The organism is Bacillus basilensis (assembly GCF_050630465.1).
Lineage (GTDB): Bacteria > Bacillota > Bacilli > Bacillales > Bacillaceae_G > Bacillus_A > Bacillus_A basilensis.
Window position 1 is genome coordinate 504,815 of the sequence record NZ_JBNTQO010000002.1, and the last position, 22,511, is coordinate 527,325.

Sequence of the window (22,511 nt, forward strand, 5' to 3'; positions counted from 1 at the left end):
GTAAAAATATATCTTCTACTCTTTATAGCTTACTTCATTTTCGGTAATACTAGAGGTAGAATATTGTGATATACTATCCATTTACATAGAAGAATTGAATACTTTAAATTGAGAGGGGTACTTAAATGAGTCAAGAAAAGCAAGTCTTCTCGATAGATTTAGCTGGTCGTCAGCTAACAGTTGAAACAGGTCAGCTTGCGAAGCAAGCAAACGGAGCAGTATTAGTAAGATATGGCGATACAGCGGTTCTATCTACAGCAACTGCATCAAAAGAAGCAAAAAATGTAGATTTCTTCCCACTTACAGTAAACTATGAAGAGCGTTTATATGCAGTCGGAAAAATTCCTGGCGGTTTCATTAAACGTGAAGGTCGTCCAAGTGAAAAAGCAATTTTGGCAAGTCGTTTAATCGACCGTCCAATTCGTCCACTTTTCGCAGATGGTTTCCGTAACGAAGTACAAGTTGTCAGCATTGTAATGAGTGTTGATCAAGATTGTTCTTCTGAAATGGCAGCAATGCTTGGTTCTTCATTAGCGTTATCGATTTCAGATATTCCATTTGAAGGTCCAATCGCGGGTGCAACAGTTGGTCGTATTAACGGCGAATTCGTTATCAACCCAACGGTAGAACAGCAAGAACAAAGTGATATTCACCTTGTTGTAGCTGGTACGAAAGATGCAATTAACATGGTTGAAGCAGGAGCAGATCAAGTGCCTGAAGAAACAATGTTAGAAGCAATTATGTTTGGTCATGACGAAATTAAACGTCTAATTGCATTCCAAGAAGAGATTGTACAAGCTGTAGGTAAAGAGAAATCAGAAGTGAAACTTTATGAAGTTGACGCTGATCTTAACCAAGCTGTACGTGAAATGGCTGAGAAGGATATGCATTCTGCAATTCAAGTACATGAGAAACATGCACGTGAAAATGCAATTAATGAAGTGAAAAAGCGTGTAATTGAGCATTACGAAGCGCAGGAAGCTGACGCTGATACATTAGGACAAGTAAGTGAGATTTTATATAAAATTGTAAAAGAAGAAGTACGTCGTCTTATTACAGTTGAAAAAATCCGCCCAGATGGCCGTAAAGGTGACGAAATTCGTCCATTAGCATCAGAGGTTGGCATTTTATCTCGTACTCACGGTTCTGGTCTATTCACTCGTGGACAAACACAAGCATTAAGTATTTGTACATTAGGTGCATTAGGCGATGTGCAAATTTTAGATGGTCTTGGTGTGGAAGAATCAAAACGCTTTATGCACCATTACAATTTCCCATCATTTAGTGTTGGTGAAACAAGACCGATGCGTGGACCAGGTCGTCGTGAAATTGGTCACGGTGCACTAGGAGAACGTGCTCTTGAGCCTGTAATTCCATCTGAAAAAGATTTCCCATATACAGTACGTCTTGTATCTGAAGTTTTAGAATCAAATGGTTCTACTTCACAAGCAAGTATTTGTGGTAGTACTTTAGCAATGATGGATGCTGGTGTTCCACTTAAAGCTCCAGTTGCAGGTATTGCAATGGGTCTAGTTAAAACTGGTGAGCATTACACAATTTTATCTGATATTCAAGGTATGGAAGATCATCTAGGTGATATGGACTTTAAAGTAGCAGGTACAGCGCAAGGTGTAACTGCACTACAAATGGACATTAAAATCGATGGTCTATCTCGTGAAATTTTAGAAGAGGCATTACAACAAGCGAAAGTTGGTCGTGTGCACATTCTAAATCATATGTTATCTGTTATTGGAGAGCCACGTACTGAATTATCAGCGTACGCTCCAAAGATTATTACAATGACAATTAATCCAGATAAAATCCGTGACGTTATCGGACCGAGCGGTAAACAAATCAATAAAATTATTGAAGAAACTGGCGTTAAAATTGACATCGAGCAAGATGGTACAGTATTCATTTCTTCAATAAATCAAGAAATGAATGACAAAGCTAAGAAAATTATCGAAGATATCGTTCGCGAAGTACAAGTAGGTGAAATCTACGAAGGAAAAGTGAAACGTGTTGAGAAATTCGGTGCTTTCGTTGAATTATTCAGCGGTAAAGATGGATTAGTTCACATTTCTGAACTTGCACTAGAGCGTGTAGGTAAAGTAGAAGACGTTGTGAAAATCGGTGATGTGATTACAGTTAAAGTTATCGAGATTGACAAGCAAGGTCGTGTGAATCTATCTAGAAAAGTATTGCTAAAAGAAGAGCAAGAAAAAGAAGCTGCTAAAGAAGAAAACAAACAAGAGCAGCAATAAGTAAAAGCCAGTTTAACTGGCTTTTTTGTTATGTAAAAAATATGATTTATATATATTTTTATGTCAGTATAGGTATAGTTTTCATTATAACGCTCAAATTAACAAAGATAAGAAGAAAAATGTTTTTATATAGTTAATGGGAGGGTTTATATGAAAGCTCGTATATTGGCATACATATGTATATTCTTTTTATATATTAGTGTAGGCTCTTATTCCGTTTTTGCACAAGATAACTTGTATGAAGAAATTCAAAAGCATGCAAAACAATATGAGATTGCACCTCAAAATGCGATGATTGATAAGATATGGAAAGCAACACCGGGATATAATGGGAGACAAGTTGATATTGAAGCATCCTATAATAATATGAAGAAACTAAAGGGATTTAATCAAAAACATCTTGAATTCAAGGAAGTATCACCGAGTGTCCACTTAGAAGATTTAGCACCAGCACCAATTTATAGGGGACATCCAAATAAAAAAATGGTAGGATTAACAATCAATGTGGCATGGGGAAACGAGTATTTGCCTCGTATATTAGAGATATTGAAAAAACATGATGTGAAGGCGACGTTCTTTTTGGAAGGACGTTGGGTGAAAGAAAATTTGCGATTCGCAAAAATGATTGTCGATGCAAAGCAAGAAGTCGGAAATCATTCTTACACACATCCGAATATGAAAACGCTATCGTCTGATGAAATACGAGATCAGTTACAAAAAACAAATCGGATGATCGAAGCAGCTACGAATCAAAAGGTGAGATGGTTTGCACCGCCGAGTGGAAGTTTTCGGGATGAAGTCGTGAAAATTGCAGATGATTACCAAATGGGAACGATTATGTGGACTGTCGATACAATCGATTGGAAGCGACCAGAGCCAGATGTACTATTGCAGAGAGTAATGAGAAAAATACATCCAGGTGCTATCGTATTAATGCATCCTACGTCATCTACATCAGAAGCATTAGATACAATGATTACAAAATTGAAGGAACAAGGATATAAAGTAGGGAATATAACAGAATTACTGGATGAAAAACGTGTGGATTAAATACATTTGCATGACATTCATCCTTAAACTTGTTATCATTAAATAATAGCATTTATTTAGAGAAACTGGCAGTAGGAGGAAAGTTTTTGATTAAAAAATATACTTGTAAAAATGGTGTAAGAATAGTTATGGAGAATATACCAACTGTAAGATCGGTTGCGATTGGTATTTGGATCCATGCGGGATCAAGAAATGAAAATGAAAAAAATAACGGGATTTCTCACTTTTTAGAGCATATGTTCTTTAAAGGGACGGAAACACGTAGTGCACGCGAAATTGCAGAATCATTTGATAGCATTGGTGGGCAAGTGAATGCTTTTACTTCAAAAGAATATACTTGTTACTATGCAAAAGTGCTAGATGAGCATGCTAAATATGCTTTAGATGTATTAGCAGATATGTTCTTTAATTCAACATTTGATGAGGAAGAACTGAAAAAAGAAAAGAATGTCGTATGTGAAGAAATTAAAATGTACGAAGATGCTCCAGATGATATTGTGCATGATATGTTAACGAAAGCAACATATGAAACGCATCCGCTTGGATATCCTATTTTAGGAACAGAAGAAACGCTTAATACGTTTACAGGTGATACGCTACGCCAATATATAAAAGATCATTACACACCTGAAAATGTAGTTGTTTCAGTTGCAGGAAATATTGATGAAGCCTTCTTACAAACGGTAGAGCAATATTTCGGTAGTTACGAAGGAACAACAAACCGTGAACAAGTACATAGCCCAATTTTCCATTTTAATAAGGTAGCACGTAAAAAGGAAACAGAACAAGCTCATTTATGTTTAGGATATAAAGGCTTACAAATGGGACACGAAGATATTTATAACTTAATTGTATTAAATAACGTTTTAGGCGGCAGTATGAGTAGTCGTTTATTCCAAGAAGTACGTGAGCAACGCGGGTTAGCCTACTCAGTATTTTCTTACCATTCTTCTTATGAAGATACAGGTATGTTAACACTGTATGGTGGAACAGGTAGCCAACAATTAGATACACTGTATGAAACAATGCAAGAAACACTAGAAACATTGAAAAATACAGGTATTACAGAAAAAGAGCTTGTTAATAGTAAAGAGCAATTAAAAGGAAACTTAATGTTAAGTTTAGAAAGTACAAATAGTCGCATGAGCCGTAATGGTAAAAATGAATTGCTACTTCGTAAGCATCGTTCACTTGATGAGATTATTGAAAGTGTAAACACTGTAACAAAAGAAAATGTAGATGAGCTAATTCGTAACATGTTTACAGATGAATTCTCTGCAGCATTAATTAGTCCAGATGGAAAACTTCCAAAAGGAATAAAACTATAATTGCTTTGTATGATGTAAAAATAACCGTATCTCTTTTAAATGAGATACGGTTATTTTTTGGGGATATACAGAATAGGTACTAATTATGGATAACTTAAATGAATAATTTCGGTAGGGGGAGAGTATATGCGATTAAGTGAATTAAGTGGTAAAGAGATTGTAAATCTAGAAAGAGCAGAAAAAATGGGAGTTTTAGGTTATGTGGATTTAGAGATTGATGAGAAGGATGGTCAAATAGAGGCTCTTATCATACCTGCTGGGAAATGGGGAGGTTTTAAAAAGGAACCACAAGAAGTAAGAGTAGCGTGGAGCCAAATTAAGAAAGTCGGGCATGATATGATCCTTTGTGATATTACAGATCGTCTAAATTCGAAGTGAAAGATGGCCATTTTGGTCATCTTTTTTTGTTCATTTTACACTGAGTAAAAGCATGCATGAATCGATGTTTTCCTGGAAATCAAAATCCAGCATAAAGTTCTCTCATATATCGAATTTTGAGGTGGGGGCCTTCCTGCATACAAATAGCGGGATAAATGATGGGTGCTTTTTGTTTTTCAATCACCTAAAACTCGTACATTACATATGATGTGGAGGAAAAAGAAAAAGTAGGCACTTTTCTTATAAATGAAAGAAAAAGAAGGTGAATTAGGGAATGTTGACTGAGATGCATATTGCTGTCATAGGAGGAGATGCAAGACAGCTAGAAGTAATCCGTAAGCTAGTTGAATTGGATGCGAAACTTTCATTGATAGGGTTTGATCAGTTAGATCATGGCTTCACAGGGGCAGCAAAAGAAAGTATACAAAATTTAGATTTCACTTCTTTAGATGCAATTATTTTGCCAGTTGCAGGTACAAATGCCAAGGGAGAAGTAGATACTATTTTTTCAAACGAAAAAGTTTCTATAACGAAAGAACAAATTGAAAATACACCAGAACATTTTACTATATATTCAGGTATTGGTACGCCTTACTTGGAAAATCTCGTATCTACTACAAACCGCAAACTTATTAAATTATTTGATCGTGATGATGTGGCAATCTACAATTCTATTCCAACTGTAGAAGGTACATTAATGATGGTAATTCAACATACCGACTATACAATTCATGGTTCCAATGTAATGGTTTTAGGGTTTGGTAGAACAGGGATGAGTGTTGCCAGAGCGTTTCAATCATTAGGAGCCCATGTCAAAGTTGGAGCAAGACGATCGGAACATATTGCACGTATTACAGAAATGATGTTTTCTCCTTTTCATATGCAGGACATTGAGAAAGAAGTAGGGACTATCGATATTGTCATTAATACAATTCCGCATCTCGTTGTGACAGCGAATGTCATTTCAAAAATGCCAGCTCATACGTTAGTAATTGATTTAGCTTCTAAACCAGGCGGTACCGACTTTAGATATGCGGAAAAAAGAGGAGTCAAAGCGCTATTAGCACCAGGATTACCCGGTATTGTTGCACCAAAAACAGCAGGACAAATTTTAGCGAACGTTCTTTCTCAGTTACTGGCAGAAGAAGTAATAGCAAGAAAGGAGAATGGGGAATGAATTTAAAAGGGAAAAGAATAGGATTTGGTTTTACGGGTTCACATTGTACGTACGAAGAAGTAATGCCTCATTTAGAAAAATTAATTGCTGAGGGAGCAGAAGTACGTCCCATTGTTTCTTACACTGTTCAATCAACAAATACGAGATTTGGTGAGGGAGCAGAGTGGATTAAAAAGATTGAAGAAGTAACAGGATTTAAAGCGATTAATTCAATCGTTGGTGCGGAACCATTAGGACCTAAAATCCCACTAGATTGTATGGTAATTGCACCATTAACAGGAAATTCTATGAGTAAATTTGCAAATGCAATGACAGACTCTCCGGTATTAATGGCAGCGAAAGCGACGCTAAGAAATGGCAAGCCTGTCGTATTGGCTGTTTCGACGAATGATGCTTTAGGACTTAATGGAGTAAATCTGATGCGCCTAATGGCGACAAAAAACATCTATTTCGTCCCATTCGGTCAAGATGCACCAGAGAAAAAACCAAACTCGATGGTAGCTCGTATGGAGTTACTGGAAGATACAGTATTAGAAGCGCTGCAAGGTAAGCAATTGCAACCGGTTGTCGTAGAAAAATTCAGATATATGAATTAAAAAACGAAAAAAAACGGACAATTTTTGATGAAACCATCATTCTTACTGTAGAATATGATAAAATTAACGTTATTAAGATTAGAAGGGGTATTCTATACTCCTTCTAATTCTAAGTTATAGAAGGATTGGTATCTAGAAAGGGGCATAGTGATGGAAAAGCAAAAAACTTTTCATGTCGCTGTAGTTGGAGCAACCGGCGCAGTTGGTGAACAAATGTTAAATACTTTAGAGAAACGAGAATTTCCAATCGGGAAGTTAACGTTACTTTCATCTAAACGATCTGCAGGTAAGAAACTTGTATTTAAAGGCGAAGAATTTACAGTTCAAGAGGCAACTCCTGAAAGTTTTGAAGGAGTAGATATCGCACTATTTAGTGCTGGTGGATCTGTATCAAAACAATTAGCGCCAGAAGCAGCAAAGCGCGGTGCGATTGTTGTTGATAATACAAGTGCATTCCGTATGACAGAAAACGTGCCACTTGTTGTACCTGAAGTAAATGAAAACGACTTAAAAGAACATAATGGTATCATTGCAAATCCAAACTGTTCTACAATTCAAATGGTAGTAGCTCTTGAGCCAGTTCGTCAGCAATATGGTTTAAAACGAGTAATCGTTTCCACATATCAAGCTGTATCAGGTGCTGGTGCGGCAGCGATTGAAGAACTTCATGAACAATCACAAGCAATCTTAAATGGCGAAGAAGTGAAGGCGAATGTTTTACCTGTATCAGGTGATAAGAAACATTTCCAAATTGCTTTCAACGCGATTCCGCAGATTGATAAGTTCCAAGATAATGGATTTACGTTTGAAGAAATGAAAATGATTAATGAAACGAAAAAAATTATGCATATGCCTGAATTAGAAGTAGCGGCAACATGTGTACGTTTACCAGTTGTATCAGGTCACTCTGAGTCTGTTTACATCGAAGTAGAAAAAGAAGGCGTAACAGTAGAAGAATTAAAGAGCTTACTTGCAAATGCGGAAGGTATCGTTCTGCAAGATAACCCAGCAGAGCAGTTATATCCAATGCCAGCTACTGCAGTAGGTAAAAACGAAGTATTCGTTGGAAGAATCCGTAAAGATTTAAATAACGATAAAGGATTCCATCTTTGGGTCGTATCTGATAACTTATTAAAAGGCGCTGCATGGAATTCTGTTCAAATTGCAGAGCGCTTAGTAAAATTACAATTAGTGTAAACGGCTAAGAGAAGGTGCAAAATATGAAAATTATTGTTCAAAAATTTGGTGGCACATCCGTACGTGATGAAAATGGACGTAAGCATGCGCTTCATCATATAAAAAAATCGCTAGATGCGGGTTATAAAGTAGTTACTGTCGTATCTGCTATGGGCCGTAAAGGTGAACCATATGCAACTGATACTTTGTTAAGTCTTGTAAATCAAGAGGAATCTCACATTTCTAATCGTGAGCAAGATTTATTATTATCATGCGGAGAATTAATCTCAGCAATCGTCTTCTCTAATATGTTAAATGAGAACGGTATAAAAGCGGCAGCGTTCAATGGTGCACAAGCTGGTTTTGTAACAAATGCTGATTTTACGAATGCTAAGATTATTGAAATGAATTGCGATCGTATACATGAAGAGTTAGAAAATGTAGATGTAATCGTCGTTACAGGATTCCAAGGGCAAACGAAAAAAGGTGATACGACAACACTTGGACGCGGTGGTAGCGATACTTCAGCTTCAGCTTTAGGTGTTGCGCTTCATGCTGAATATATCGATATCTTTACAGATGTAGAAGGTGTTATGACTGCGGATCCTCGTATCGTAAAAGATGCACGTCATCTTCAAACAGTAACGTATAACGAAATCTGTAACATGGCATATCAAGGTGCAAAAGTTGTTCATCCACGGGCAGTGGAAATTGCGATGCATGCTAAAGTACCGCTTCGTGTACGTTCTACGTATTCTGATAGTGAAGGTACGCTTATTTCAGCATCTGACGGTGCTACAAAAGGCCGTGATGTAGAAGAACGCCCTGTTACAGGTATTGCTCACGTATCAAACGTAACGCAAATTAAAGTGCTTGCAAAAGAAACAGCATTTGATTTGCAGCAGCATGTGTTTAAAGAAATGGCGAATGAAGGAATAAGTGTCGATTTAATTAACATTTCACCTACTGGGGTAGCTTATACGGTGAGTGATAATGTATCAAATCGTGCAGTTGAATTATTACAGAACCTTGGATATGAGCCAATTGTGACAGAGCATTGTGCAAAAGTATCTATTGTAGGAGCTGGAATGGCAGGATACCCAGGGGTTACTGCGAAAATCGTTACAGCTTTAGCGGAAAAAGGTGTTCAAATTCTGCAATCTGCAGATAGCCATACGACAATTTGGGTTCTTGTAAAAGAAACTGATTTAGTGGAAGCTGTAAATGCATTACATAGTGCGTTTGAGCTTTCAAAAGAAAAGCAACTGGAACAATAAGGAGTGAGACCATGATAGATTTTGGGACAATTGCAACCGCGATGGTAACACCGTTTGATATAAACGGAAATATCGATTTTGCAAAGACAACGAAATTGGTAAATTATTTAATAGATAACGGTACAACAGCAATCGTGGTAGGAGGAACGACAGGAGAATCTCCTACATTAACTTCAGAAGAAAAAGTAGCGTTATATCGCCATGTCGTATCTGTTGTCGATAAAAGGGTGCCCGTAATCGCTGGAACAGGTAGCAATAATACGCATGCTTCTATTGACTTAACTAAAAAGGCAACAGAGGTTGGTGTTGATGCAGTAATGCTAGTAGCACCGTATTATAACAAACCGAGCCAAGAAGGAATGTATCAGCACTTTAAAGCAATTGCTGAAAGCACGCCGCTTCCGGTTATGCTATATAACGTTCCAGGACGATCTATTGTACAAATCTCCGTTGATACAGTTGTTCGTTTATCAGAAATAGAAAACATTGTTGCGATTAAGGATGCAGGCGGCGATGTGTTAACAATGACAGAAATCATTGAAAAAACAGCGGACGACTTTGCAGTATACAGCGGTGATGATGGTTTAACGTTACCAGCTATGGCAGTTGGAGCGAAAGGTATCGTTTCTGTAGCATCTCATGTTATCGGAAATGAAATGCAAGAAATGATTGCGGCATTCCAAGCAGGAGAATTTAAGAAGGCGCAAAAATTACATCAATTACTTGTAAGAGTAACGGATTCATTATTTATGGCGCCAAGCCCAACTCCAGTAAAAACAGCGTTACAAATGGTTGGATTAGATGTAGGTTCTGTACGTTTACCGCTTCTTCCATTAACAGAAGAAGAAAGAGTAACGTTACAATCTGTTATGCAATCTATCCCTCGTTAATAAAAAATGACCTAGTGTAGAACTAGGTCATTTTTTATTGGTATGAAAATCTTTTCCTCTCTATTCTCATCTATATGTCTTCTTATAAAATCTATATTATGCACCTGTTTAGCCGCTTCTTCATTATGTATTGCAACATGTATAAGAAAATAATCGTACCCCTTTAAAGGAAGCAAAAAATCATAGTTATTTTAGAATAAACATTTGTATAAACGTAATAAACTATCGATTTTGTTTATTGCAGAAATTGCCTCAAATGTGACGGGAATCGAACAAAAACTACATTTTGTAAGTGTTTTTGTTCGATTCTAGAAAAATAAGTCTTGAAAATCCATATTATGAAATTAATTTAGTATTTATGGATATTTCTTCAAAATAATATGAAGTATAAAATCGAAGTAAACATAAAGGAAATATGTTTGATACTTTTGTTGTAATTCCGTTCTTTTACTTTTTCTTTCGCACGATTTAACTTGTGTTCTATTTCTTGTATCAGGTATAATATGGCTAAGTAGCTTAGTACGGGTATGCTTAGCAAAATTGGTAAAAAATTATAATTTGATTACATTTTCATATCATATCGAATAAGATATTTGATTTATATAATGAAAGAGAGGTGAAACCTGGTTTAAAAAATAAACAAGGACATGATATCGCATAACGGTAAGGACATTCGTCTTGGACGGTGAATATATGGTGGTTGTAGAGTTTCCCCTGGTGTCTCTGCAATTTTAGTGAAATCAGTGTTTGAAAGATTTTTAAACCAGGCAACAACATGAAGAGAAAAGAGAATGAGTCTGTTAAAGTATTTGCTCTTGGTGGAGTAGGTGAAATCGGGAAAAACATGTACTGTGTTGAAATTGATTCTGAAATCTTTATTGTAGATGCAGGATTAATGTTCCCGGGAGATGAAATGTTTGGAATTGATATCGTTATTCCTGATATTACATATTTAGTGGAAAATCAAGAGCGAGTAAAAGGTTTATTTATTACTCACGGTCATGAAGATCATATTGGTGGTATTGTTTACGTACTTCGTAAATTATCTATTCCAGTGTATGCAACGAAATTAACAGTAGGGCTTATACAAGAAAAACTTGGCGAAGCGGGTATGTTAGGCCGCGTAGACTTAAAAACAATCGATTCAAATTCAACAGTAGAGTTTAATACTACAACGGTGTCATTCTTTGGAACGACACATAGTATTCCAGATTCTGTTGGTGTTTGTTTCCATACATCAAAAGGTGCTATCGTATATACGGGAGACTTTAAATTCGATCAAACTCCAATTGGAAATAATGGAGCGGACCTTGGAAAAATGGCGCAAATCGGAAATGAAGGCGTACTATGCTTACTATCTGATAGTACAAATGCTGAGCGTCCAGGCTATACAGGTTCTGAAAAAGAAGTTGGTGTAGAAATTTCTAAAGTGTTCTACGGAGCAGAAGGACGTATTATTGTTGCTTCATTTGCATCGAATGTACATCGTATTCAACAAGTATTTGATGCAGCTGCTGAAACAGGACGAAAAGTAGCGGTTGTAGGACGTAGTATGGTAAAAGTGGTAGATATCGCAAGACGTCTTGGTTATTTAGATGTTCCAGAGGGTATGGTTATTTCACTACAAGAAGTAGACAATTTCCCAGAGAAAAAGGTAGCTATTTTAACGACAGGTAGCCAAGGTGAACCGATGGCAGCCCTTTCTAGAATGGCAAAGCAAGCTCATAAACAAATTTCAATTCGTAAAGGTGATACGGTTATTATTGCGGCTTCTCCAATTCCGGGTAATGAAATATCTGTATCGAAAATTATTGACTTGTTATTTAGAGCTGGAGCTGAGGTTGTTTATTACGGTGAAAGAAAAGTTCACGTTTCAGGTCACGGTAGCCAAGAAGAATTAAAACTAATGTTAAATTTAATGAAACCGAAATATTTTGTACCCGTACATGGTGAGTTTCGTATGCAAAAAGCACATGCATATTTAGCTGAAGATGTAGGTATTGCAAGAGAAAATATCTTTATCGTAGAAAAAGGCGATGTAATTGCTTTTGGTGACGATGAAGCAAACTTAGTTGGCAAAGTGCAAGCTGGTAATGTTTTAATTGATGGACTAGGTGTAGGTGACGTTGGTAATATCGTTCTTCGAGATAGAAAAATGTTATCTCAAGATGGAATATTAGTAGTTGTTGTAACACTTGGTAAAGATGAAAAGAAAATTATCTCTGGTCCAGAAATCATTTCACGTGGCTTTGTATATGTTCGTGAATCAGAAGCGTTAATTGACAGATCTACAGAGATTGTACGTATGATTGTTGAGCAATCAATTAAAGAATATTCAATTGAATGGTCTATGTTAAAACAAAATATTCGTGAATTATTAGGGCAATTCTTGTACGAAGAGACGAAGAGAAAGCCTATGATTTTACCGATTATTATGGAAGTATAAAAAAGGTCACCTTTACGGGTGATCTTTTTTTCTTTTTTCACTCTATCGAATGAAATTTATAACTTAAGAAATAATAGTTATATACGAGTGAAAGGGGATGCGATATGACAGAACGTGATCGTTATACAAATGAAGAGAAAGAGGCTGAGCCGAAAGAAGGTGGGAAAGAAGCTTCATTAGTGGAAAAAATTCAACAGCTTGGACAAACGAATGTACCACAAATGAATGAATCGCGTATTCATTGTTTAACAATCATTGGACAGGTGGAAGGTCATGTTCAGTTGCCGCCGCAAAATAAAACAACAAAATATGAGCATATTATTCCGCAAATTGTTGCGATAGAACAAAATCCGAAAATTGAAGGCTTGCTTTTAATATTAAACACGGTCGGAGGTGACGTTGAAGCAGGGCTAGCAATTTCTGAGATGGTCGCTTCGCTTTCAAAGCCAACGGTATCACTTGTTCTGGGTGGAGGGCATTCTATCGGGGTACCAATAGCCGTTTCTACGGACTATTCATTTATTGCAGAAACTGCGACGATGACAATTCATCCTATTCGTCTAACAGGTCTTGTTATAGGTGTACCGCAAACATTTGAGTATTTAGATAAAATGCAAGAAAGAGTCATTCGATTTGTGACGAAGCATTCGAAAGTGACGGAAGATCGTTTTAAAGAGCTTATGTTTGCGAAAGGGAATCTAACGCGAGATATTGGTACGAATGTAATTGGTGGAGATGCAGTGAAGTATGGTCTTATAGATGATGTCGGTGGTATTGGAAATGCGATTCGAAAATTAAACGAATTAATAGATGCTCGCGGGAATGATAGTGCAGAAGGGACAATGTTACAATGATTTTATATACAATTATGCCAGAGCAACTCGTGTATCCAGCCGATTATTCACAATGTGAAAGTCAAAAAATCGTAAATATAAACGGTGTTGAATTAATGGTTTCTGAAGAAGAACGTGGGAGTTATTCGATTGTGCGGGTGTTAAGTACGGACCCGCTTCACTACTTAGAGTTTGAGCCTGGCCAGCAAATAACCTTTTAGCAAAAAGAAGGATTTTGTGTAGAAGCTATGGTATAATATAAAAAACAAGACGGTTGAGCAGCCATGAGAGGGCTGCTTTCTTCTGTTTATTTAACATTTTACAAGAAGTGTAAAAATAGAAGATATAAAGACCTGAAAAAATAGAGAAAACGGACATATAGGTGGAGTTTTTTAGGGGGCTTTACTTATATGTAGAACACGAGGTGAAGAAATGGCAAAACAAAAGCAAAGAGGGACGAAGGCAAAGGCAAGACGTACGATAAAGCCAACTTTGTATTATGAAATCGTCGGTTTAACTCTTTTTGCACTTTCAATCATTACGATTTTACAGCTAGGTGTTGTAGGGAAATCGTTTGTGTTATTTTTTCGCTTCTTCTTTGGTGAGTGGTACATAATTGGTGTGTTAGGTGTAATAGCTTTATCCGTTTCGTTCGTTATAAAACGTGGATGGCCGAATCTATTAAATAAACGGTTAATCGGTTTTTATTTAATAGTATTGGCGATATTAATGTTTAGCCATATTACATTATTTAACCTTCTTACGAAAGACGGGGCAGTGCAAAATACTTCTGTTATTGTGAGTACGAAAGATAATTTCTTTCTTGAAATGAAAAAAGGACCAGATAGTGTTCATTTAGGTGGTGGCATGTTTGGTGCGCTTATGTTTGCTACATGTTACTTCTTATTTGACGAAGTAGGAGCTTATATCATTGGTATTATTTTAGTTATTCTCGGTATACTTTGTATAACAAATAAGCATATTGGAGAAGTGTTAGCTCCAGTTGGTAGAATTCTTAGAAGTCAATTTCAAGTGATGCAAGGGGATTATAAAGATTGGAGAGCCAAAAGAACGGCTGAACAAACAGAAAAGAAAAAAACAACAAGAAGCACAAGGAGCAAACGTGCTGCAGAACAAGAAGAAATTATTGAGCCGATGGAAGAAATCTCAATTGATCCTCCAATTATTTCAAATTTCACTGAGAATTATCCTGTAAATGAAGAAGAGGATAAACGAATTGAAGTAGAGCAAGAAGAGTTAATCACTTCACCGTCTATCGAAGAGGCTCCGCCAATTGAAGAGCCGAAGAAAAAGCGTGGAGAAAAAATCGTTGAATCGCTAGAGGGGGAAACACAAGCGCCTCCTATGCAATTTTCAAATGTAGAAAATAAAGATTACAAGCTTCCTGCACTTGATATATTGAAATTTCCAAAGAATAAACAAGTTACAAATGAAAATGCGGAAATTTATGAGAACGCTCGTAAATTAGAACGTACATTCCAAAGTTTTGGTGTGAAAGCGAAAGTAACAAAAGTACATAGAGGTCCTGCAGTTACGAAGTATGAGGTGTACCCTGATATGGGGGTAAAAGTAAGTAAAATTGTCAGTTTAAGTGATGATTTAGCGCTTGCTTTAGCTGCAAAGGACATTCGTATTGAAGCTCCAATTCCCGGGAAATCAGCTGTAGGGATTGAAGTTCCGAACTCAGAAGTTTCTATGGTAACACTAAGGGAAGTTCTTGATTCTAAGGCTAATAATCATCCGGAAGAGAAGTTGTTAATTGGTCTTGGACGAGATATTACAGGTGAAGCTGTATTAGCTCGATTAAATAAAATGCCCCATTTGCTTGTAGCTGGTGCGACAGGTAGTGGGAAGAGTGTATGTATTAACGGTATTATTGTTAGTATTTTAATGCGTGCAAAACCACATGAAGTAAAATTAATGATGATTGATCCGAAAATGGTAGAGTTAAATGTATATAACGGTGTACCTCATTTGTTAACGCCAGTTGTAACTGATCCGAAAAAAGCATCACAAGCATTGAAAAAAGTTGTGAGTGAGATGGAACGTCGTTATGAACTATTTGCTCATAGTGGTACACGTAATATTGAAGGGTATAATGACTATATTAAAGAACATAATAGTCAATCAGAAGCGAAACAACCGGAATTACCGTATATTGTAGTAATTGTAGATGAGTTAGCAGATTTAATGATGGTTGCTTCGTCTGATGTAGAGGATGCGATTATGCGTCTAGCGCAAATGGCTCGTGCTGCTGGTATTCATTTAATTATTGCAACGCAGCGTCCATCAGTTGATGTTATTACGGGAGTTATTAAAGCGAATATTCCATCACGTATTGCATTCGCTGTATCTTCTCAAACAGATTCTCGTACAATTCTTGACGGCGGTGGTGCAGAGAAGCTACTAGGTCGTGGAGATATGCTGTTTATACCAATTGGTGCATCGAAGCCTGTACGTGTACAAGGTGCGTTTTTATCAGATGATGAAGTTGAGAGAGTTGTAGAATATGTTATTGGCCAGCAAAAAGCGCAATATCAAGAAGATATGATTCCGCAAGATGTTCCTGATACAAAGCAGGAAGTAGAAGATGATTTATATGATGAAGCAGTTCAGCTCGTAGTGGAAATGCAAACAGCATCTGTTTCTATGTTACAACGTAGGTTTAGAGTTGGTTATACGCGGGCTGCCCGTTTAATTGATGCAATGGAAATGAATGGTGTAGTAGGTCCGTATGAAGGTAGTAAACCACGAGAAGTGCTCATTAATGATGTACAAGAAAAAAGTTCATAAAAAAAGCCTAATTGTTTTTACAATTAGGCTTTTTTATATGCTGGTTTTGTTATATACTATATCCAGCGGCAAAGAAAGGGCTTACATTTAAAGTGATTCTTTAGAATACGAATACTTTGGTGTGGTTTTTTATGAACGTTCGATATTTAATGTAGAAAAATGTTAAATTTTGTTGACACGTATGGGAGCAAGTGGTAAGATTACTTCGAAAAGAATCACTGCCTCATATAATCTTGGAGATAAGGTCCATAAGTTTCTACCTGGCAACCATGAATTGCTGGACTATGAGGGGAAAAGTGTGTAACAAAGGATGTAAGAGATCTTTGTGCCGAACTTTTTCTCGAAATGAGGAATGTTTATGGTGCAAAGTTTTTTTTATGCAGTAAAGAGTGAAAATTTAATCTTAAAAAATTATTAATATTTATTCGGCAATTATGATTATTTTTAGTATTGAGTAATTTTATTATTTTGTAAGTTGAAAAAAGAGAAAAGAAGTCTTACATCAGAGGTCGAATAATTGAAATGCGGGGGAGTCTTATGTCAGTAAAATCCGATAGTCGTCACCTATATTTACGGGTGATTGATCACATCAAAGAAAAAATTAAAGATGGAGCTTACAAAGAAAGACAGAAGCTACCATCAGAGTTTGATTTAGCGAAAGAACTTGGCGTAAGTAGAGCGACTTTAAGGGAAGCGCTGCGTATTTTAGAAGAAGAAAATGTTGTCATTCGTAGACATGGTGTAGGAACATTTGTAAATGCCAAGCCGTTATTTTCTTCTGGAATTGAACAACTTTCTAGTATTACAGATATGATTTCTAGTGTGGGGAAAACACCAGGAACTATCTTTTTATCATCATCTACAACAAGTTTAACAGAAGAAGAAAAAGAGAAGTTTAATAGTGAAGATGGTTTTAATGCAGTGATGATTGAGCGTGTACGTACAGCAGATGGGGAACCTGTTGTATATTGTATCGATAAACTTGCAAAAGAAATATTGCCGGATTTATCGGGATACAATGAAGAATCATTACTAACGGTGATACATAATAACACGCATAAGCGCATAACATATGCGGTTGCTCATATTGAGCCAATTGGTTATCACCCGAAAATCTCACCGATTTTAGAATGTGAGCCAGAAACAGCACTGCTAGTATTAAAACAAATGCACTATGATCAAAATGATGAGCCAATCTTATATTCTATCAATTACTTTAGAGCTGACAAGTTTAGCTTCCACGTACTAAGAAAACGTATGTAGGTGAGTTCCTTTTTAGGGAGGTGACAGCAAGAAGTTAGGGACAGCAGCGTATAAAAAAATAGATAAATCATTTCAGGAGGGGTTTCTAGTATGAAGAAAAAAACAGGTCTTTTATTATCATTAACATTAGCAGCAAGCACGGTGTTAGGTGCATGTGGTAACTCGGATAAGGCGAGCAGTGACAAGAAAGAAGATAAAGAGTTTAAGGTTGGTATGGTTACAGATGTTGGGGGCGTTGATGACAAATCATTCAACCAATCTTCTTGGGAAGGATTAAAAAAGTTTGGTAAAGATAATGGATTAAAAGAAAAGACAAATTATCGTTACCTACAGTCTGAAAAAGAAGCAGATTATATTCCAAACTTAAAGAAATTTTCAAAAGATAAGTATGATTTATCTTTCGGAATTGGTTATAAATTAGAAGGTGCAATTAAAGAAGTTGCAAAAGAATCTCCAAAACAACAATTCGCAATCGTTGATACGGTTGTAGATGCACCGAACGTAACAAGTATTACATTTAAAGATCATGAAGGATCATTCCTTGTAGGTGCAGTAGCAGCTATGTCAACAAAATCAAATAAAGTAGGATTTGTTGGTGGAATGAAGAGTGATTTAATTAGTAAATTCGAAAATGGATTTAAAGCTGGTGCAAAGGCAGTAAATCCAAACATTGAAATTGTATCTGAATATGCGGAAGCATTTGATAAACCTGAAAAAGGTACAGTTCTTGCATCAGCAATGTATGGTCAAGGTGTAGATGTAATTTATCATGCTGCTGGTGGTACAGGTAACGGCGTGTTCACTGAAGCGAAAAACCGTAAGAAAAAAGGTGAAAATGTTTGGGTAATTGGTGTTGACCGTGACCAAAACCAAGAAGGTATGCCTGAAAACGTAACATTAACTTCAATGGTAAAACGTGTAGATATCGCTGTTGAAAAAGTAGCACAAGAAGCAAAAGACGGTAAATTAAAAGGCGGTAAAATAGAAGCGTTTGGCTTAAAAGATGACGGTGTTGGTATTGCAAAAACAACTGACAACGTGAAAAAAGTTAACCCTGAAATCTTAACAAAAGTAGGAGAGTTTGAAAAGAAAATTACAGATGGTGAAATTAAAGTACCAGCTACAGATAAAGAGTATAAAGAATATGAAGCTTCTCTAAAAAAATAAATAGAGAAATAGCAAAGGTTAGTTCATAGAACTAACCTTTGTATGTATAAAACTTCCAAATTGCTTAATAAGTTAATAGTGTAATAGGGAATGTTCCCTGTTAAAAGGAGGAACACAATGGAATACGTAATTGAGATGAATAACATTACGAAAGTATTCCCAGGCATTGTAGCGAATGATGACATTACGCTGCAAGTAAAGCAAGGAGAAATACATGCTTTACTTGGAGAAAATGGTGCAGGGAAATCCACATTGATGAATGTACTATTTGGTTTGTACCAACCAGAACAAGGTGAAATTAAAATTAAAGGAAAGCCTGTAAACATTACCAATCCGAATGTGGCAAATGACCTTGGTATTGGAATGGTTCATCAGCACTTTATGCTTGTTCATAATTTTACAGTTACAGAGAATATTATTCTCGGAAATGAGCCGAAGAAAAAAGGGAAAATTGCTGTTGACGAAGCTGCTAAAGAAATTCAGGAATTGTCTGAACAATACGGTTTAGCTGTAGATCCATATGCGAAAATACAGGATATTTCAGTTGGTATGCAACAGCGTGTTGAAATTTTAAAAACACTTTACCGTGGGGCAGAAATTTTAATATTTGATGAGCCGACAGCTGTGTTAACACCGCAAGAAATTCATGAGCTAATTCAAATTATGAAAAAGCTTGTACAAGAAGGGAAATCTATTGTTCTTATTACACATAAGTTGAAAGAAATTATGGAAGTTTGCGATCGTTGTACGATTATTCGTAAAGGAAAAGGGATTGGAACGGTTGACGTTGCAAATACGAATGAAAATAAACTTGCAGAATTAATGGTCGGACGTCAAGTGAATTTTAAAACAGAAAAAATAGACGCGAAGCCAAAAGAAGAGGTACTTTCAATTGCAAATCTTGTTGTTCAAGATGCACGCCAACTACCTGCTGTAAAAGGCCTTGACTTAACTGTTCGTGCGGGAGAAATTGTTGGAATTGCAGGGATTGATGGAAATGGACAAAGTGAATTAATAGAAGCAATTACTGGTTTACGAAAAGTTGAGTCAGGTTCTATTGCAATTAAAGGAAAAGAAATAACAAATTGGCCTGTTAGAAGAATAACAGAAGAAGGAATTGGTCATATTCCAGAAGATCGTCATAAACACGGCCTCGTTCTTGACTTTTCTGTTAGAGATAATATAGTGCTGCAAACGTACTATAAAAATCCGTTTTCAAAGAAAGGGATTTTAAATTTCAGTAAAATTACAGAAAAAGCAAAGGCGCTTATTGAACAGTTTGATGTACGTACACCTAGTGAGCAAACGTTAGCACGCGCTTTATCTGGGGGGAATCAACAAAAAGCAATTATTGCACGTGAAGTGGACCGTGATCCTGACTTGTTAATTGCGGCACAGCCAACACGTGGTTTAGATGTAGGAGCAATTGAATTTATTCATAAGAGATTAATAGAGCAAAGGGATAAAGGAAAAGGAGTATTACTTTTATCACTAGAGTTAGATGAAATCTTAAATGTTAGTGACCGAATTGCTGTTATTTATGAAGGGAAAATCGTAGCAATTGTTGATGCGAAAGAAACGAATGAACAACAGCTTGGGTTGTTAATGGCTGGAGGAACAAAGAAGGAGCAGGTGGGTACAAATGGCTAAAAAACTTTTAACAGAACGAACGATAAATATTTTAGTCCCAGTACTATCCGTTATTTTCGGCTTACTTGTCGGAGCAATTGTAATGCTAGTTAGTGGCTATGACCCAATTGTTGGTTATAGTGCACTTTGGACAGGAATGTTCGGCAGTTCAAGTGCAATTGGTGAAACGCTTCGTACAATGATACCGCTTATTCTTGCTGGCTTATCGGTGGCGTTTGCATTTCGTACAGGTTTATTTAATATCGGAGTAGAAGGTCAATTGTTAGTTGGTTGGCTTGCAGCGGTTTGGTTCGGTTATGCAGTTTCGCTACCAGCTGTTCTTCACATTCCATTATCTATTTTATTTGCAGCATTAGTGGGCGGAATATGGGGATTCATTCCTGGATATTTAAAAGGCAAGTTTCAAGTTAATGAGGTTATTGTAACAATTATGATGAACTATATCGCATTATATGTAACATATGACATCATTAAGCGCTTTTTACATGAGGGTAATGATAAAACATACGATATTAAAGAGAGTGCGTCATTATCTTCAGACTGGCTTGCTTCTATTACTGATGGTTCACGCCTTCACTGGGGAATTATTGTGGCTATTTTAGTAGCTATCTTAATGTGGTTCTTATTAGATCGAACAACTTTAGGTTATGAATTAAAGTCGGTAGGTTTTAATCAACATGCTTCTCAATATGCAGGTATGAAAGTTTCTCGTAATGTAGTATTCTCCATGACAATTGCTGGTGCATTTGCGGGAATTGGTGGCGCGATGGAAGGATTAGGAACATTCCAAAGTATGACAGCAATGTCTTCGTTTACAGGAGTAGGATTTGACGGGATAGCTGTAGCCTTACTTGGAGGGAACAATCCGTTTGGTATTATCCTTTCAGCTTTATTATTTGGTGGTTTAAAAAGTGCTTCCCCTCAAATGAACTTTGAGGCAGATGTACCATCAGAGCTTATTAACGTAATTATTGCATGTATCATCTTCTTTGTTGCATGTAGTTATGTGTTAAGATGGGCGCTTACACGCATGAGCAAGGAGGGGAAATAAATGAGCTTTTTAGATATATTAGCCATTCTTGTGACGGGTACGTTATATACATCAGCACCTATAATTTTTACAGCACTAGGTGGTGTATTTAGTGAACGATCGGGTGTTGTAAATATAGGATTAGAAGGACTAATGCTATTTGGTGCATTTATTGGAGTTGTTACAAACTTATTAATGGGTGATACTTGGGGAACGATGACTCCTTGGATTGCGTTATTATTTGCGGCAATTGGTAGTGGGTTATTTGCATTACTTCATGCGGTAGCTTCTATTACATTTCGAGCGGATCAAGTTGTAAGTGGTGTAGCGATTAACTTCTTATCTCTTGGTTTAACAGTATTTGCAATTAAGAAGATTTTTGATAAAGGGCAAACTGACTTTATTCAGTATCGTATTGAAAAGATTGACATTCCAGGCCTTTCGGATATTCCGGTTTTAGGAAAAATATTCTTCTCAAACGTACCAATAACGTCGTATATTGCCATTATTTTAGCATTCGTTGTTTGGTATGTTATTTATAAAACACCGTTCGGTCTTCGATTGCGTGCTGTTGGTGAACACCCAATGGCAGCGGACACGATGGGGATTAACGTATATAAAATGCGCTATATCGGAGTTTGTATATCGGGAGTGTTTGCTGGAATTGGTGGAGCGATTTTTGCAATGTCAATTTCTAATAACTTCTCAGGGGCAACTATTACAGGACAAGGTTTCCTAGCTTTAGCTGCTATGATTTTTGGGAAGTGGAATCCACTAGGTGCATTAGGTGCAGCGCTATTCTTTGGTTTTGCGCAATCATTAAGTGTAACAGGTGGGACAATTCCTGTATTAGATCAAATTCCGAGTGTTTTATTAACAATATTACCGTATGTATTCACAATATTAGCACTTGTTGGTTTTGTAGGTCGTTCTGAAGCTCCGAAAGCATTAGGAACTCCTTATGAAAAAGGAAAACGATAAGTATAAAAAAGCTCGCACATTAGTGCGGGCTTTTTTACATAGACTATATTTAATACGGAATTTTACTATGTTCCTTACATATTACAGTTTTTAGAAAGGGGCTAATGTAAGTATAGTGAGGAAGAAAAGTTGATTTTTCATTTCTAAAAACTGTATATTGAAGAGGAATATTCCTATATACGTAAAGGAGG

The 22,511-nt window shown here is 36.6% G+C and carries 18 protein-coding genes and 1 riboswitch; all 18 genes read left to right on the plus strand.

The features are described from left to right. Positions 1 to 125 precede the first annotated feature (125 nt). A complete protein-coding gene (gene pnp / locus ACQVV1_RS06085) occupies positions 126 to 2,264 on the plus strand; it encodes a polyribonucleotide nucleotidyltransferase (RefSeq protein ID WP_063221117.1) in 2,139 nt (712 codons plus the stop codon). A 150-nt stretch (positions 2,265 to 2,414) separates the two neighbouring features. Next, positions 2,415 to 3,314, plus strand: a complete 900-nt coding sequence (locus ACQVV1_RS06090) for a polysaccharide deacetylase family protein (RefSeq protein ID WP_063221116.1) — start codon at positions 2,415 to 2,417, stop codon at positions 3,312 to 3,314. 86 nt (positions 3,315 to 3,400) lie between these two features. After that, positions 3,401 to 4,642, plus strand: coding sequence for a M16 family metallopeptidase (locus tag ACQVV1_RS06095; RefSeq protein WP_063221115.1), 1,242 nt, complete (start codon positions 3,401 to 3,403; stop codon positions 4,640 to 4,642). A gap of 126 nt (positions 4,643 to 4,768) precedes the next feature. Continuing rightward, positions 4,769 to 5,020, plus strand: coding sequence for a YlmC/YmxH family sporulation protein (locus tag ACQVV1_RS06100; protein WP_063221114.1), 252 nt, complete (start codon positions 4,769 to 4,771; stop codon positions 5,018 to 5,020). 274 nt (positions 5,021 to 5,294) lie between these two features. Continuing rightward, positions 5,295 to 6,197, plus strand: a complete 903-nt coding sequence (gene dpaA / locus ACQVV1_RS06105) for a dipicolinic acid synthetase subunit A (protein WP_063221113.1) — start codon at positions 5,295 to 5,297, stop codon at positions 6,195 to 6,197. Next, positions 6,194 to 6,793, plus strand: a complete 600-nt coding sequence (gene dpaB, locus ACQVV1_RS06110; RefSeq protein ID WP_098555003.1) for a dipicolinate synthase subunit B — start codon at positions 6,194 to 6,196, stop codon at positions 6,791 to 6,793. The genes dpaA and dpaB overlap by 4 nt, the downstream gene beginning before the upstream one ends. Before the next feature lie 150 nt (positions 6,794 to 6,943). Then, positions 6,944 to 7,990, plus strand: a complete 1,047-nt coding sequence (asd, locus tag ACQVV1_RS06115; protein WP_063221066.1) for an aspartate-semialdehyde dehydrogenase — start codon at positions 6,944 to 6,946, stop codon at positions 7,988 to 7,990. Positions 7,991 to 8,013: 23 nt separating this feature from the next. Further along, positions 8,014 to 9,246 carry an aspartate kinase gene (dapG, locus tag ACQVV1_RS06120; RefSeq protein WP_063221065.1) on the plus strand — a complete coding sequence of 411 codons (1,233 nt, stop codon included), beginning with the start codon at positions 8,014 to 8,016 and terminating at the stop codon, positions 9,244 to 9,246. Positions 9,247 to 9,257: 11 nt separating this feature from the next. Further along, on the plus strand, positions 9,258 to 10,136 hold the full coding sequence (dapA, locus tag ACQVV1_RS06125) for a 4-hydroxy-tetrahydrodipicolinate synthase (protein WP_000564761.1): 879 nt from the start codon (positions 9,258 to 9,260) through the stop codon (positions 10,134 to 10,136). A 775-nt stretch (positions 10,137 to 10,911) separates the two neighbouring features. Then, entirely contained in the window at positions 10,912 to 12,582 is a 1,671-nt protein-coding gene (locus tag ACQVV1_RS06130; RefSeq protein ID WP_063221064.1) for a ribonuclease J, read from the plus strand. Between the two features lie 104 nt (positions 12,583 to 12,686). Beyond that, positions 12,687 to 13,436: a translocation-enhancing protein TepA gene (gene tepA, locus ACQVV1_RS06135; RefSeq protein ID WP_060631960.1), complete on the plus strand. Its 750-nt coding sequence runs from the start codon at positions 12,687 to 12,689 to the stop codon at positions 13,434 to 13,436. After that, positions 13,433 to 13,636 (plus strand): YlzJ-like family protein, encoded by a 204-nt coding sequence (locus ACQVV1_RS06140; RefSeq protein WP_063221063.1) that lies wholly within the window; start codon positions 13,433 to 13,435, stop codon positions 13,634 to 13,636. Before tepA ends, ACQVV1_RS06140 begins: the two co-directional genes overlap by 4 nt. A 211-nt stretch (positions 13,637 to 13,847) precedes the next feature. After that, positions 13,848 to 16,229, plus strand: coding sequence for a DNA translocase FtsK (locus ACQVV1_RS06145; protein ID WP_063221062.1), 2,382 nt, complete (start codon positions 13,848 to 13,850; stop codon positions 16,227 to 16,229). A 203-nt stretch (positions 16,230 to 16,432) separates the two neighbouring features. Further along, positions 16,433 to 16,534, plus strand: a riboswitch (purine riboswitch). Positions 16,535 to 16,766: 232 nt separating this feature from the next. Then, positions 16,767 to 17,492, plus strand: a complete 726-nt coding sequence (locus ACQVV1_RS06150; protein WP_000114176.1) for a GntR family transcriptional regulator — start codon at positions 16,767 to 16,769, stop codon at positions 17,490 to 17,492. A 90-nt stretch (positions 17,493 to 17,582) separates the two neighbouring features. Further along, on the plus strand, positions 17,583 to 18,659 hold the full coding sequence (locus tag ACQVV1_RS06155) for a BMP family lipoprotein (protein WP_242252008.1): 1,077 nt from the start codon (positions 17,583 to 17,585) through the stop codon (positions 18,657 to 18,659). 117 nt (positions 18,660 to 18,776) lie between these two features. Continuing rightward, positions 18,777 to 20,309: an ABC transporter ATP-binding protein gene (locus ACQVV1_RS06160; protein WP_242252007.1), complete on the plus strand. Its 1,533-nt coding sequence runs from the start codon at positions 18,777 to 18,779 to the stop codon at positions 20,307 to 20,309. Then, on the plus strand, positions 20,302 to 21,360 hold the full coding sequence (locus ACQVV1_RS06165) for an ABC transporter permease (RefSeq protein ID WP_060631955.1): 1,059 nt from the start codon (positions 20,302 to 20,304) through the stop codon (positions 21,358 to 21,360). Before ACQVV1_RS06160 ends, ACQVV1_RS06165 begins: the two co-directional genes overlap by 8 nt. After that, the gene (locus ACQVV1_RS06170) at positions 21,361 to 22,320 is read left to right on the plus strand and encodes an ABC transporter permease (protein ID WP_000008857.1); all 960 of its coding nucleotides are present in this window, start codon (positions 21,361 to 21,363) and stop codon (positions 22,318 to 22,320) included. It abuts the gene before it with no gap. Positions 22,321 to 22,511 lie beyond the last annotated feature (191 nt).